Here is a 14,892-nt window from a genome sequence, read left to right as displayed (position 1 = left end):
CATGAGCAAAGTTATTGGTATCGACTTAGGAACAACCAACTCCTGCGTAGCCGTCATGGAGGGTGGGGAAGCGGTAGTTATCCCGAATCCGGAGGGTGCCCGCACAACCCCGTCGGTTGTCGGATTTAAGAAAGACGGCGAGCGCATCGTCGGGGATACAGCCAAACGCCAAGCGATCACCAACCCGGATCGCACCATCATTTCCATTAAGCGCCATATGGGCACGAATCACAAAGAATCCATCGACGGCAAAGACTACACGCCGCAGGAAATCTCCGCCATCATTCTGCAGAAGCTGAAATCCGATGCGGAAGCATACCTGGGCCAGCCTGTAACCCAAGCGGTTATTACGGTTCCCGCATATTTTAATGACAGCCAGCGTCAGGCTACCAAGGATGCCGGCAAAATCGCGGGCCTTGAAGTTCTGCGTATCGTCAACGAGCCGACGGCTGCGGCATTGGCTTACGGCATGGAGAAATCCGAAGACCAAACCATCCTGGTATATGACCTTGGCGGCGGTACATTCGACGTTTCCATTCTGGAACTGGGCGACGGCTTCTTCGAAGTAAAAGCAACCAGCGGGGACAACCAACTGGGCGGCGACGACTTCGACCAAGTGATCATCGACTATCTGGTAGCCGAATTCAAGAAAGAGCAAGGCATCGATCTGAGCAAAGACAAAGCAGCCGTTCAACGTCTGAAAGACGCAGCGGAAAAAGCGAAAAAGGAATTGTCCGGCGTACTGACAACAACGATCTCGCTGCCGTTCATCACGGTTGCAGACGGCGTTCCTCAGCACCTTGAGATCAACCTGACCCGCGCGAAATTCGAAGAATTGTCCGCTTCCCTTGTAGAGCGTACGCTTGGACCGACTCGTCAAGCGCTCAGCGATGCAGGTTTGACAGCGAACGATATTCATAAAATCGTCCTGGTCGGCGGTTCCACTCGTATTCCTGCCGTGCAGGAAGCGATCAAAAAATTGACGGGCAAAGAGCCTCATAAAGGCGTAAACCCGGACGAAGTGGTTGCGCTTGGAGCAGCGGTTCAAGCCGGCGTATTGACCGGTGACGTTAAAGACGTCGTATTGCTCGACGTGACCCCGCTGTCCCTCGGTATCGAAACCGCAGGCGGCGTATTCACCAAAATGATCGACCGCAACACGACGATTCCTACAAGCAAATCCCAAGTGTTCTCCACTTATGCGGATAACCAGCCGAGCGTGGAAATTCACGTGCTGCAAGGCGAGCGCGAAATGGCAGCCGGCAACAAAACGCTGGGACGCTTCATGCTCGGAGACATTCCTCCTGCACCGCGCGGCGTTCCGCAAATCGAGGTTACCTTCGATATCGATGCCAACGGGATCGTAAACGTGTCGGCAACGGATAAAGGTACCGGCAAGAGCCAGAAGATCACCATCACGTCCTCCAGCGGCCTGAGCGACGCTGAAGTTGAACAAATGATGAAAGACGCTGAGCTTCATGCCGAAGAAGACCGTAAACGCAAAGAGCTGGTGGAGGCTCGCAACAATGCCGACCAACTCGTGTACACGACCGAGAAAACACTCAAGGACCTGGGCGACAAAGTCGATGCTTCCGAAGTGGAAAAAGCAAACGAAGCGAAAGACAAAGTGAAGAAGGCGCTTGAATCCGATAACCTGGAAGAGATTAACGCTTCGGTAGAGGAGCTTACTCAAATCGTACAGCAGCTGTCCGTGAAGCTGTATGAGCAAGCGGCACAAGAACAACAAGGTGCTGAAGGTGCCGAGTCCGGCGCTCCTAAGAAAGACAACGTCGTGGATGCAGATTACGAGGTTGTTGACGAAGATAAAAACAAAGGTTAATCTGAATAGATTGTATGGGAAGGTCAAAGCTGCGCATCTTCGCACTTTGGCTTTCCTTATGTAAAGAGTAATAAAGAGATTGGGGTGAAACCGTGGCTGATAAGCGTGATTATTATGAGGTGCTCGGTGTCGGCAAGGATGCATCGGACGATGAGATCAAGAAGGCGTACCGCAAAATGGCCCGCCAGTATCATCCGGACGTGAACAAAGCGGCGGACGCGGAAGCCAAATTCAAGGAAGTGAAAGAGGCTTACGATGTATTGAGCGATGGTCAGAAGCGTGCGCGTTATGACCAATACGGTCATATAGATCCGAACCAAGGCATGGGCGGAGGCGGTTTCTCCGGTGATTTCGGCGGTTTTGGAGATATATTCGATATGTTCTTTGGCGGCAATGGACGCCGTGATCCGAACGCGCCTCAGCGGGGGAACGATCTGCAATACACGATGACGGTTGAATTCAAGGAAGCCGTATTCGGCAAGGAAACGGACATTACCATTCCGAGAACGGAGACTTGCGATACATGTCACGGCTCGGGAGCGAAGCCGGGCACGCAGCCGCATACCTGCTCGGTGTGTAACGGAAGCGGGCAGCAGGAGGTCGTGCAAAATACGCCGTTTGGACGTATGGTGAACCGCCGCGCCTGCTCGAACTGTAACGGAACCGGGAAGATCATCAAAGACCGCTGCTCGACTTGTAACGGCAACGGCAAGGTGAAGAAACAGCGCAAGATTCACGTTCGTGTACCTGCAGGCGTGGATGACGGAGCTCAGCTGCGCATGACGGGCGAAGGCGAAGGCGGATTCCGCGGCGGTCCGGCCGGCGACCTGTATATCGTAATCCGCGTGAAGCCGCATGACTTCTTTGAACGCGAAGGGGACGACATTTATTGCGAAGTGCCGCTTACCTTTGCCCAAGCCGCGCTTGGCGACGAGATCGAGATTCCGACGCTAACCGAGAAAGTGAAGCTGAAGATACCGGCCGGCACGCAGACGGGAACTTTCTTCCGCTTGAAAGGCAAAGGGGTGCCACGGCTGCGCGGTATGGGACAGGGTGACCAGCATGTCAAGGTTGTGGTCATTACGCCTAGCAAGCTCAGCGATGAACAGAAAGAGCTGCTTCGTCAATTCGCTTCGCTTGATGGCGAACAGACCCATGAACAGGAACAGTCCTTTTTTGACCGTGTAAAAAAAGCTTTCCGCGGTGATTAATCCACGATAGGGGTAATTCCCTCATAGCATAGCAAAATAGCAAAAAGCAGCAGGCTCTAAAGGTTTCCCTACCTTTGGCCTGCTGCTTTTTGGTTTGCGGCAGAAGAAGCAGCAGGGATATCCCGTTGCTTTACAGGTTCGTATTTCTCAAGAATAAAAGGTTTGACAATGAAGCAACCTAGGATAGTTCCATCTCGGAAGATGCAATCTTGAATAGGAAATGCAGGTGAATGAAGTGGCAGAGAAAAACATTTTGGCCTATTTCAAAAGTCCGGAAGAAGCCCGGCATGCCGCCCGCAAATTGCAGTCGCTGCGCGTTGCCGATATGTCCATCGACCGGTTTAGCGCCGATCCCGGCGGGGAGCTCAACAATCCGATGAATCCGTTGACAGGCAACATCGCAAGTTTATCAACGATGACCTTAAATGCGGATATTTCGGGGCCGGGAGCCGGAATTCTCGGAGCTGCGGACCCAGCGGCCAGCGGGATGAGCACCGGCGGTGAAGATGGAACCGAAGGCCGGGATATTTTGCTGACGGTTGTACTGGACGAAAGCGTCTTCCCGCAAGCCATGCGGTTAATCGAAGAATCCGGCGGCATGATTTAAGGTTCCAGGCACCGCTCTGAGTGTTGATATCGGAAAGGAGAATGACACCCATGATGAGACGCGTAAAAAAAGGGAAGATCTCGAGCAAAACCGAGAAGATGATTGCGCTGCAGTCCGCCAAGGCGGAGGATGTGGAGTTTTCGGCTATGGAAGCCGATCACGATGATGTGGAAGCGCTGCGCCGAAGCGAGGCAGCGGATGAACGCCAATTGAAGAAAATTTTGGATGAAACCAGCAAAAATGTAGATTAATCGCTACCGATGTGGAATGTGGAAAAGCCCGCTTGCCTTCTTTTAATGGAGGTTGCAGCAGGGCTTTTTTGAATTTGATGAATGACTTTGAAAAGTTATCATGGTATTTTAGTGCAAACTTTGTATCCGGGGTCCTCAATATAGTACAATGATACTTACGTATAAACGAGGAGGAACAATTGCACATGTTATGGCGTGAATTAACGATACATACCACGGAGGAAGCCGTGGAGATGATTACGAATTTCCTGCATGAAGCGGGAGCCGGAGGCGTTTCGATCGAGGAGTCCGGTACTACGAACAAAAAGCGGGACACCTCTCTGGGACAGTGGTTTGACGAGATCGTTCCGTTTAACGATATTCCTGAAGGCCAGGCCGTCATCAAAGGTTACTTCGACGAGACGGTGACGCTGGAAGCGATCCGCGATGAAATAACGCCGCGCGTCAATGAGCTGAAGGAATTCGGTATCGAAACGGGCGAAGTGCGGTATGAGATGAAGACGGTGGACGAGAATGATTGGGCTACGGCCTGGAAGCAGTATTTCAAACCGATCCGCGTCTCCGACAGGCTGACCATCAAACCGACGTGGGAAGAGTACACCCCGGAATCAGAGCACGAGTCCATCATCGAGCTGGACCCGGGCATGGCCTTCGGCACAGGAACGCATCCGACGACTTCGTTATGCTTGCGTACATTGGAGATGGTGATCAAGGGCGGAGAGGAAGTCATCGATGTCGGGACAGGCTCAGGCATCCTCTCCATCGGCGCAGCGCATCTGGGCGCTTCACGAATTCTGGCTCTCGACCTGGATCCGGTCGCGGTATCCAGCGCGACGGAGAACACCCGCCTGAACGGCCTGGAAGACCGGATTACGGTGAAGGAAAGCGATCTGCTCTCCGTACTCACGGATTCGTCCGATGACTCGGATCTGGGCGTGACGCTGCCGGTACAAATCGTGGTGGCAAACATTTTGGCCGAGGTTATTCTGCTGTTCGTGGACGACGTATACCAGGCTCTTCAACCGGGAGGCGCTTATATCGCTTCGGGCATTTACAAGAACAAGGAAGAGATCGTGGAGAAGGCTTTGATTGCTTCCGGTTTCGAAATTGCGGATATTTGCCGCGAGGATGATTGGGTTGCATTCGTGGCGAGGAAGAACTGATTATGGATTTTTTGGACCAACTGCTATTTTACCCGTTGGAGCAGCTTCCTTTTTACCTGATTGCTTTGATCATCGCATTTACCGTGCATGAGTTCTCGCATGCCTATTTTGCCAATAAATTTGGAGACCCGACGGCCAAGCTGCTGGGCAGGGTCACGCTGAATCCGGCGGTGCATTTCGATTTTCTGGGAATTCTTCTCCTGCTGATTGCAGGTTTCGGCTGGGCACGGCCGGTGCCGGTCAATCGGGAGAACTTCAGCAACCCGCGCCGCATGAGCATCATCGTGGCTGCGGTCGGTCCGCTGAGCAACCTTCTCTTGGGAATACTGGGGGCTCTCATTTATGCCGTTTTGTATCAAACAGGGATGATTCCTCCTGTCGGATTAACCAAGACGGATCAAGCGGTGCATTTGTTCTTTAATATCTTTATATTGCTCAATTTCTTTCTATGCCTGTTCAATCTGGTTCCATTGCCTCCGCTGGACGGCTACCGGATTCTGGAGAATGCGCTGCCGCCGCGTCTTAGCGCGAGGATTCAGAAGTTTGAGCAATGGTCGATCCTTTTCTTCCTGTTGATCATACTGTTGCCTGTGTTCCAGGATTATACGATCAAACCCCTGTACGATGCGGCACATGCACTGTCTTCCAAATTTTTGGACATGTTCATTATGATGACCGGCGGTTACCGGCTCTGATTTACTCTGGTCAGTTTGCGCGAAAAGTTGTATGATGGGGTTTGGCGATTTTTGAGTTAGGTGAGGATAGAGATGCAGCGATATTTTGTGACTCCCGCGCAATTCGAGGGAGACCGTGTTGAGATTACGGGCGACGATGCCCGTCATATTGCCAAGGTCATGCGAGGCAGGCTTGGCGATAAATTGATCGTGAGCGACGGGGTATCCCGCGAGGCCTTGATGGAGATTGAGCGCATCGATGCAGGCAGCGTGTTTGCCGTTGTGATTGAACCCATGGAGATGTCGCAGGAACCGCGTCTGCAAGTGAGCATTGCCCAGAGTTTGCCGAAAGGCGACAAGATGGAGACCGTCATCCAAAAGTGCACCGAGATCGGCGCGGTGTCCTTTGTTCCCTTCCTGTCGGAAAGAACGATCGTTCAGTACGATGCCAAAAAGGAAGGGAAGCGGCTGGAGCGCTGGCGCAAAATCGCGAAGGAGGCGGCTGAACAGGCGCATCGCAACCGGATTCCGTCTGTTGAACAGCCTCTGACGTGGAAAAATCTGCTTGCAGCGTTTTCCGGCTATGATGCCGTATATTTTTGTTATGAAAAAGAGCAGGGTTCCCAGCTGAGGGACGTGCTGAAGCCTTTTGCAGAGCAGGCGCTGCGTGAATCGGCCAAGCCTGCCAGCTTGCTGCTGGTCGTTGGACCCGAGGGCGGCTTTACGGAAGAGGAATGCCGAGCGGCCGAAGCTGCGGGAGCCGTAGCCGTTGGACTCGGAAGGCGGATCCTTCGCTGCGAGACCGCCGGCATGACGGCGCTGGCCTGCGCACTATACGAATCTGGAGAAATGGGGGGCGTTTGAACATGCCATCCGTAGCGTTTTATACGTTGGGTTGCAAAGTCAATTTTTACGATACCGAGGCCATCTGGCAATACTTCAAGAATGAAGGCTACGACCAGGTGGACTTCGAACAAACCGCTGATGTTTATTTGATTAACACCTGCCACGTTACCAACACAGGGGATAAGAAGAGCCGCCAGATGATCCGGCGCGCGGTTCGCCGAAATCCCGAGGCGATCGTGGCCGTAACGGGCTGTTATGCCCAAACCTCGCCGGCGGAAATTCTGGATATCCCGGGCGTGGATCTCGTCATCGGGAACCAGGATCGCGAGAAAATCATGGATTTCATCCATGACATCGAAAAGACGCGCCAGCCGATTAACGCCGTGCGCAATATCATGAAGACCCGGGTATTCGAGGAAATGGACGTACCGGATTTCGCGGAACGTACTCGCGCATTTCTGAAAATTCAGGACGGATGCAACAACTTCTGCACGTTCTGCATCATCCCTTGGTCCCGCGGTTTGTCGCGAAGCCGTGATCCGAAGAGCATCATCAAGCAGGCGCATCAGCTGGTCGGAGCGGGTTATAAGGAAATCGTGCTGACCGGTATCCACACCGGCGGATATGGGGATGATCTCGAGGATTACAGATTGTCCGATTTGCTGTGGGACCTTGACCGGGTTGACGGTTTGGAACGGATCCGCATCAGCTCCATTGAAGCAAGCCAGATCGATGAGAAGATGCTGGACGTGCTGAACCGCTCCAGTAAAATGTGCCGCCATCTTCACATTCCACTCCAAGCAGGGGATGATACGGTACTGAAACGGATGCGCCGTAAATATACGACGGAAGAATTCTATAACAAGATGGGCCTGATTCGTCAAGCGATGCCGGATGTGGGCATTACGACGGACGTCATCGTCGGCTTCCCTGGCGAAACGGATGAGATGTTCCGGAACGGATATGACCTGATGAAGGCGATTCAATTCTCGGAAATGCATGTATTCCCGTATTCGAAGCGTACCGGCACGCCGGCGGCACGAATGGAGGATCAGGTGGACGAGGAAGTGAAGAATGCGCGGGTGCACGATCTGATCGACTTGTCGGAGCAGCTTCAGCTGGCTTATGCCGAGCGTTTCGTGGGCCAGATTCTGAACGTGATACCGGAGCGCGAATACAAGGGAGCCCCTAATGGCGGAAAGATGCAGGGGTACAGCGATAATTACCTGCAGCTTGTATTCAACGGATCGCCTGATCTCGAAGGCAAGCTGTGCCGCGTAAAAGTAACCAAAGCCGGTGTAAATGAATGCGAGGGCGAACTCCTCAGCGTCATGGATCATGGATTAAAGGCAGCTGCCCAGTAATATTCCATAGCGGCCATACCAGACAAGGATTTCATTTCCTGGCTACCGGAAGTGGAGTCCTTGTTGTACATGAAGGAGGAACAGGACATGGCATATACACAAATTTCCGCGGGCGGCGTTGTATACCGTTATCATGAAGGGGCGCTTCAGATCCAGCTCATCTTGGACCGTTATGGAAAAACCTCGCTTCCCAAAGGCAAGATGGAAGCCGGTGAAACCGTCGAGCAGACGGCTCTCCGAGAAATACGCGAGGAGACAGGTATAGTCGGATCCATCACTTCTCCAGTGGACATTATTGCATATAAATACCATCATCCCGAATTCGGCCTGGTCGACAAGGAAGTTCACTACTACCTCGTTAAGGCGGAAGGAGGCATCCTAAAACCCCAAATCGAGGAAATCAACGGGGTGGACTGGTTCGAGCCTCTTGCCGCATGGAGGAAGCAGCGTAGCAACGGGTACAATAACAACGATATCATCCTGCGTAAAGCGCTGATGCTGCTTGAAGTCGCTATTCCGGCGGATGAAGATATGAAATTTTAGGACGGCAACCGCTTGTTCCAGAAGGGCAGATAGCATAGAGGAAGCGCGATCAGCGAGCATGCGATGTTAAACAGGGTTTGCGCATGGGCGATTTGTCCGGCCGGATCTGCGGCTAACCATCCGGATACGGCGGTTAATCCCGCTGTGAACGGAATGAAGAGCAGGACTCCGCCGATATTAAGCCCCAAATGGGACCAAGCCACGAATCGTCCGGCGCGGCTGCTGCCAATCGCCGCGATGAGCGCCGTCACGCAGGTGCCGACATTGGAGCCCAGCACGATCGCGACGCCGATCTCGGGAGGCAGCGCTCCGCTGGCGGCGAGCCCCATAGCCATGGCGATGACGGCGGCGCTGCTGTGCATCAAAGCCGTCAGGATCGCACCGGCTGCAATGCCCCAGAGGACGCTTTGCGAGGCGTAGTCAAGGAACCATTGGAACAAACCGAGGCTTTGAAGGGTCGGCCCAATGGATTGCATGATTTGTATCGCGAGCAGCACCAGCGAAAATCCGGCGACAGCGAGGCATAAAAATTGGCTGCGGATCAATTGGTTTTTTAACTTGTCGTGACTCGCAGGTACGCGCTCGCTGACAAGAACGGCTCCGACCCACAGCATCAGCGAGAGGACAAGCAGAGGCATGGCGGCTTGTCCGATCTGCAGGCTGATGAGTTCGGTGGTTACCGTCGTGCCGATGTTCGTGCCGAGAATAACGCCCAAGGTACCGGACAGGCTTAACAATCCGGCATTGGCAAAGCCTATCGCCAGCACGGTTACGGCGGTGCTGCTCTGCAGCAGGGCCGTAACCGCCGTGCTGGCAACCATGCCTTTCAGGGGCGTGGATGTCGCTTTGTGGAGCCACTTATGCAAGAGCGGTCCGGCCCAGCGCTGGAGGGCGACCTCCATGACCTTCATGCCGAACAGGAACAGGACAAGACCATAGCAGACGGGAAACCAGAGCGTGGATAGCATGATGTTCTCCTTTTTGTAAAATAAGGTGGGAGCGCAGTTTCCAGCAAAGCCGAAAGTCATCGGTCATCGCAAGAAAACGATCTCTTCACGCGGTCGGGTAACTGTGAAAGCACGTCGGTCGACGTTTTTCTTAATTACGTATATGACCCTTGGCGGACATGCATGCCTAATTGCAATAAACCAGGGGATAACTTTAAGGAGTGAAATACAGTGCCATCGGTTATTTTGGAGCGCAGTCGAAAAAAGAGACTGGAGCAGGGGCACCCCTGGGTGTATAAAAGCGAGATTGCTTCTGTCGAGGGCGAGCCCGAGCCGGGCGATATCGTATCGGTGTTCAATCACCAAGGCCGTTTTCTCGCCTCCGGGTATTACAATCCGTTATCACAAATCACCGTGCGCACCGTTTCGTATGAACCGGTCGAGGCGATGGACAAGGCTTTTTTCGCGGCCAGATTCCAGGAATGCCTGAAACACCGGGAGCGGTTTATCGGAGGCGAGAATGCTTACCGGCTGGTATACGGCGAGGCTGATTTCCTGCCGGGGCTGATCGTGGACCGTTTTGCCGACGTGCTGGTCGTGCAGCTACTGACGCTGGGCATGGACCGATGCCGTGCGGACATCGTGGAGGCGCTTGTCGAAGTGGTACAGCCGAAAGGAATTTACGAGCGCAGCGACGTTTCCATCCGGGAACTGGAAGGGCTGGAACAGCGCAAGGGAACTCTTTACGGGGAGTGTCCCCGCCACGTCGTCGTGACGGAGAACGGCTTGAAGATCAAAGTGGATATCGAAGAGGGCCAGAAGACCGGATATTTCTTTGATCAGCGGGAGAACCGGGCATCCATCAAACCATTAATGACCGGTTGGGGAAGCCGGAGCGGGATTACGCTACAGGCCGTGGAGCGGGAAGGTGAGACGAAGACCCTGCCGGTGAACAAAAGCGGAAAAGAAGTTACGTTCCCGTATTGGGACGGCGCAACGGTGTTGGAATGCTTTTCGCATACGGGCAGCTTCACGCTGCATGCATGCAAGTACGGCGCCAAGAAAGTCACCTGCCTCGACATATCGGAGCATGCCATCGAAAGTGCCAAAGAGAACGCGGAATTGAACGGATTCCAGGATCGCGTGGAATTTGTGGTGGATGACGCCTTCCAATATTTGCGCAGCCAGGTAAAGGGTTTGGAAGAGCGCGAGCTGCGTGCCCAAGGGGATCAGAAAGTGGATACCTCGAAACCGTTGACCGCGGGCGGGGGGCGATCCTGGGACGTGGTCATTCTGGACCCGCCGGCGTTTGCCAAAACCAGGTCGGCCGTCAAGGGGGCTTGCCGCGGGTACAAGGACATCAACCTCCACGGCATGAAGCTGGTCAACGAGGGCGGATATCTGGTTACGGCAAGCTGCTCGTACCATATGCGGCCGGATTTGTTCCTGGAGACGATCCAGGATGCGGCGAAGGATGCCGGCAAAATTCTGAGATTGGTGGAATGGCGTGCGGCCGGCAAGGACCATCCGCAAATTCTTGGGGTCGACGAGGGACATTATTTGAAATTCGCCGTCTTTGAAGTGCGCAGCAAATCAAAACTGTAGACACCCCAGTTTGGCGGTTCATGTAAAGGATCTTGCTATGGTGGATAACCACGATGGCAGGGTCCTTTTTCATATGTCCGAAATCGTTGGGAATGGGAATGAAATCCAAACGTATGTTCCACCAATCAGGACTTATGTTATACTAGTAATCAGCATCTTTTTTGATAGAGTCGAACCATCACGCAAGATTTGACATACATTTTTGATCTTGAACTACTAGATTCAAAGGGCATGATTTCACCGGATCAGCAGCTGGTTTTGAAGGTGAATGAGTCTCTTTCGGCAAGATGTAAAGGAGGCATAGCATGGGCGTTCAATTTGTTATCGGCAGGTCGGGCAGCGGCAAGAGCACGTCGATCCGCCAAGAGATGATCGAACGGTTGGAGCATAATCCCAAGGGGGATCCGATGATCCTGATCGTTCCGGAGCAAGGGTCCTATGAAGCGGAGCACGCGCTCGTCAATGCGGGAGGCATTCGCGGCATGATGCGCGCGCAGGTGCTAAGCTTCCGCCGTCTGGCTTACCGCGTCATGCAGGAAACCGGCGGAGCCGCTAAAGTGGCGATCAGCGAGGAAGGCAAGCGGATGCTGCTGTATAAAATTCTGCGGAGGCGCAAGGAAGAGCTCCACATGTTCGGCGCCTCGGGAGAGCAGCATGGCTTTGTCGGCAAGCTGAGCGAGCTGTACACGGAAATGAAGCGCTATTGCATTGACGCCTCATGCGTGGAGGAGCAGCTGGGACAGATGGTATCGGGCTCCGGGAATTCACCGATGCTGCGGCGGAAGCTGGAGGACATCGTAACGGTCTTTCGCGATTTCGAGCTTGAAATTTCACGGTTTTACATGGATGAGGAAGACACGCTGGCCTCATTGGCTGAGGGTGTGGCCGAATCGGAATATATCAAGCGTGCCGACATCTGGATCGACGGCTTCCACGGCTTTACGCCGCAGGAGTACCGGGTGCTGCGAGAGATCATCGCACACGCCAAGCGAGTGACGATCGCGCTGACGCTGGACAAGCCTTACAGGAACGGGACGGTTCCGCATGAGCTGGATCTCTTTCATCCTACTGCGGTGACGTACATAAAGCTCAAAGGGATTATCGATGAGATCGGGCTGGAGGCGGAGCACCGCATTCTTCATCCCGATGTTCTGCCGCGGTTTCAGGAATCTCCCATGCTTGCCCATCTTGAGCGCGGTTATGATCGGAAGAGACGCTGGGCGGAGCCGGATGAAGGCCCGGACACAGCGAGCAGTCCAAACCGCGGGAGGAAAGGTCTGCTTTTACACGCTGCCAGCCATCGCCGGGCCGAAATCGAAGGAGCTCTGCGCGAAATGCTGCGGCTGGCACAGGAGGAAGGGGCAAGATACCGCGAAATGGCTGTTTTTGTCCGGAATATGGGGGACTATGAGCATCTGATGGGTCCTTTGTTCAGGGAATACGGCGTTCCTTATTTTCTCGATCAGAAGCGGAGCGAGCTTCACCATCCGCTGGTCGAGTTCATTCGCTCTGCGCTTGATGTCATCGGTCGCCAGTGGCGTTATGAGGACGTATTCCGCTGCGTGAAGACGGATCTGCTGCTGCCGCTGGACGGTTCGCTTACCCGTGAGGACATGGACCGTCTGGAGAACCATGTGCTGGCCTCCGGAATCCAGGGCACGCGCTGGACGGACGGCCGTCCCTGGAAGGGAGTTCCAAGCCTTTCTTTAGAAGAGGGGGAAAGCGAGATCCGCAATCAGGACGGCATGGCGGCGATCGAGTACGCCAGGAAGGTGATAACGGAACCGCTGCATGCGTTCGAGAAGCGGATGAAAAAGGCTGCGAGCGCGATGGATCAGAGCACCGCGGTCTATCGGCTGCTGGAGGAGTGCGCTGTGCCCGAGAAGCTGGAGCTGTTAAGCCGGGCCGCACTGGATGCCGGGCGTCCTGAGGAAGCCCGGGAACATCGCCAGGTATGGGGTGCCGTGCTCGGCCTGCTCGACCAAATCGTCGAGATGATGGGCGCGGAGAAGCTAAGCACCGAATTGTTTACCGGCGTGCTGGGTACGGGACTTACGGAAATGAAAATGGCTCTTGTGCCTCCGTCTCTGGACCAGGTGCTCATCGGCAGCATGGACCGGACGCGGACGGGCGGGGTGAAATATGCATTCCTTCTCGGCATTAACGACGGCGTGCTCCCGGCCCAGTTCCAGGATGACGGCATCCTGACGGAGCCGGAACGGGCTCATCTTGAAGACCGCGGGCTGGAGCTTGCCCCGAGCATATCCCGAAGACTGCTGGATGAACGGTTTCTGATCTACAATGCGCTGACTTCGGCCAGCAAACAGCTGTGGGTCAGCTACCCTGCGGCGGATGATGAAGGCAAGCCGTTACTTCCATCCGAGGTGGTGCGGCATCTGAAGCTGATGTTCCAGCTGGAAGAGGAGCCTTTGTTTCCAAGGCCGCATGCCGGGCAATCGGCCCTTGAGCAGGAGGGTTATGCGGTCCGTCCAGACAAGACGCTTGCTTATTTAGCGGGCCGGCTTCGCGACTGGAGGAATGGGGAGGAGATCCCGGATTTGTGGTGGCATGTTTACAACTGGTATGCGGAGCAGCCGGGTTTGCGGCCCCGCCTTACGACCATGCTCTCCTCCTTGTCTTACCGGAATGAAGCCCGGCCTCTCAAGCTGGAAACCAGCAGACAGTTGTACGGAACGAAGCTGCGGACAAGCGTATCCCGGATGGAGCGCTTTGTTGCCTGCCCGTTCTCCCATTTTGCCTCCCATGGGTTGAAGTTGAGAGAGCGGCAGCTGTACAGGCTTCAGGCTCCCGACATCGGACAGCTGTTCCATGCTGCCTTGAGCAGCATGGCCGTCAAATTCCAATCGCAGCATCGAAGCTGGGGAGACCTGACCGCCGAGGAATGCCTGCGCGAAGCGGAAGCGACCGTGGATCGGCTCGCGCCCATGCTGCAGGGTGAAATCCTGCTCAGCTCCAAGCGGTACGGCTATATTTCGCGAAAGCTTAAAAACATCGTGGGCAGAGCGTCGGTCATATTGGGAGAGCAGGCGAGGCGCGGCAAATTCGAGCCGATCGGCCTTGAACTTGATTTCGGTCCCGGAAAACCGCTGCCTCCCCTGGCGTTTGAATTGCCGAACGGGACCAAGATGGAGATTGTCGGGCGCATAGACCGGGTCGACATGGCTCGAGGCGAGCATGGCATCATGCTTCGAGTCATCGATTATAAATCGAGCCAGAAGGATCTGCGGCTGCATGAGGTCTATTACGGCCTATCCCTGCAGATGCTGACCTATCTGGACGTGCTGCTGACGTTTGCGGAGGAATGGCTGGGCGAGCAGGCCCTGCCTGCGGGAACCTTGTACTTCCACGTGCATGATCCGGTATTGCAGTCCGCCAACGGCATGACGCCGGAGCAGGCGGCGGAGGAGCTGCTCAAGCGCTACAAAATGAAAGGCCTGCTCCTGGCAGACCGCGAAGCGGTGTCCCTCATGGATTCGTTCCTTGAAAAAGGGCACTCTGCCATCCTGCCCGTCGCCGTCAAAACGGACGGCAGCTTCTACAGCAGCGCGGCCGTGGCAACGCCTGACCAGTGGGAGACCTTGTTGTCCGCCGTGCGGGAGAACATGCTGAACATCGGCTCCCGCATCACAGGCGGCGATGTCGCGATTAAACCGTACCGTATTCAGCAGGAGACCGCCTGCACGTTCTGTTCTTTCCGGCCCGTATGTCAGTTCGACGACGCGATTGAGGGCAGCGAATACCAGCTGCTGGGCAAACCGGGCAAAGATCAGGTGTGGGATATGCTTGGACATCCGAAGGGAGGAGAGAGCCGGTGAGAGAG

12 protein-coding genes are annotated in these 14,892 nt (G+C 54.7%); 11 read left to right on the top strand and 1 reads right to left on the bottom strand.

The annotated features are described in order from the left end of the window. Nucleotide 1 precedes the first annotated feature (1 nt). The 9 genes from dnaK (at nt 2) to RB298_RS30005 (ending at nt 8,499) form a co-directional block, all read left to right on the top strand. A complete protein-coding gene (gene dnaK / locus RB298_RS30045) occupies nt 2-1,840 on the top strand; it encodes a molecular chaperone DnaK (RefSeq protein WP_009590812.1) in 1,839 nt (612 codons plus the stop codon). A 92-nt stretch (nt 1,841-1,932) separates the two neighbouring features. Further along, entirely contained in the window at nt 1,933-3,051 is a 1,119-nt protein-coding gene (gene dnaJ, locus RB298_RS30040; RefSeq protein WP_009590783.1) for a molecular chaperone DnaJ, read from the top strand. Nucleotides 3,052-3,286: 235 nt separating this feature from the next. Next, on the top strand, nt 3,287-3,658 hold the full coding sequence (locus RB298_RS30035; protein ID WP_486050024.1) for a hypothetical protein: 372 nt from the start codon (nt 3,287-3,289) through the stop codon (nt 3,656-3,658). Nucleotides 3,659-3,708: 50 nt separating this feature from the next. After that, nucleotides 3,709-3,909, top strand: a complete 201-nt coding sequence (locus RB298_RS30030; RefSeq protein ID WP_009590798.1) for a YfhD family protein — start codon at nt 3,709-3,711, stop codon at nt 3,907-3,909. Between the two features lie 185 nt (nt 3,910-4,094). Further along, nucleotides 4,095-5,072: a 50S ribosomal protein L11 methyltransferase gene (prmA, locus tag RB298_RS30025; RefSeq protein WP_009590801.1), complete on the top strand. Its 978-nt coding sequence runs from the start codon at nt 4,095-4,097 to the stop codon at nt 5,070-5,072. A 2-nt stretch (nt 5,073-5,074) separates the two neighbouring features. Continuing rightward, nucleotides 5,075-5,767, top strand: a complete 693-nt coding sequence (locus RB298_RS30020) for a site-2 protease family protein (protein WP_119849328.1) — start codon at nt 5,075-5,077, stop codon at nt 5,765-5,767. 72 nt (nt 5,768-5,839) lie between these two features. Further along, complete coding sequence (locus RB298_RS30015) at nt 5,840-6,610, top strand: RsmE family RNA methyltransferase (RefSeq protein ID WP_009590785.1); 771 nt, start codon at nt 5,840-5,842, stop codon at nt 6,608-6,610. A 2-nt stretch (nt 6,611-6,612) separates the two neighbouring features. Further along, entirely contained in the window at nt 6,613-7,956 is a 1,344-nt protein-coding gene (gene mtaB / locus RB298_RS30010) for a tRNA (N(6)-L-threonylcarbamoyladenosine(37)-C(2))-methylthiotransferase MtaB (protein WP_192569242.1), read from the top strand. Between the two features lie 87 nt (nt 7,957-8,043). Beyond that, the gene (locus RB298_RS30005; RefSeq protein WP_192569241.1) at nt 8,044-8,499 is read left to right on the top strand and encodes an NUDIX hydrolase; all 456 of its coding nucleotides are present in this window, start codon (nt 8,044-8,046) and stop codon (nt 8,497-8,499) included. Here RB298_RS30005 and RB298_RS30000 read toward each other — a convergent pair. Then, the gene (locus tag RB298_RS30000) at nt 8,496-9,467 is read right to left on the bottom strand and encodes a Na/Pi cotransporter family protein (RefSeq protein WP_096773036.1); all 972 of its coding nucleotides are present in this window, start codon (nt 9,465-9,467) and stop codon (nt 8,496-8,498) included. The two genes, RB298_RS30005 and RB298_RS30000, sit on opposite strands and share 4 nt — an antisense overlap. 210 nt (nt 9,468-9,677) lie before the next feature. Between RB298_RS30000 and RB298_RS29995 the strand changes: the two genes are divergently transcribed. Then, nucleotides 9,678-11,051, top strand: a complete 1,374-nt coding sequence (locus RB298_RS29995; RefSeq protein WP_486050020.1) for a class I SAM-dependent rRNA methyltransferase — start codon at nt 9,678-9,680, stop codon at nt 11,049-11,051. Between the two features lie 305 nt (nt 11,052-11,356). Then, nucleotides 11,357-14,887: a helicase-exonuclease AddAB subunit AddB gene (gene addB, locus RB298_RS29990; protein WP_486050018.1), complete on the top strand. Its 3,531-nt coding sequence runs from the start codon at nt 11,357-11,359 to the stop codon at nt 14,885-14,887. Nucleotides 14,888-14,892: the final 5 nt, after the last annotated feature.

This window comes from Priestia sp. BR_2, from assembly GCF_041954005.1.
GTDB lineage: Bacteria > Bacillota > Bacilli > Paenibacillales > Paenibacillaceae > Paenibacillus_AQ > Paenibacillus_AQ lautus_A.
The sequence above is the reverse complement of the archived record's forward strand: the minus strand, read 5'-3'. Positions and strand labels throughout refer to the sequence as shown.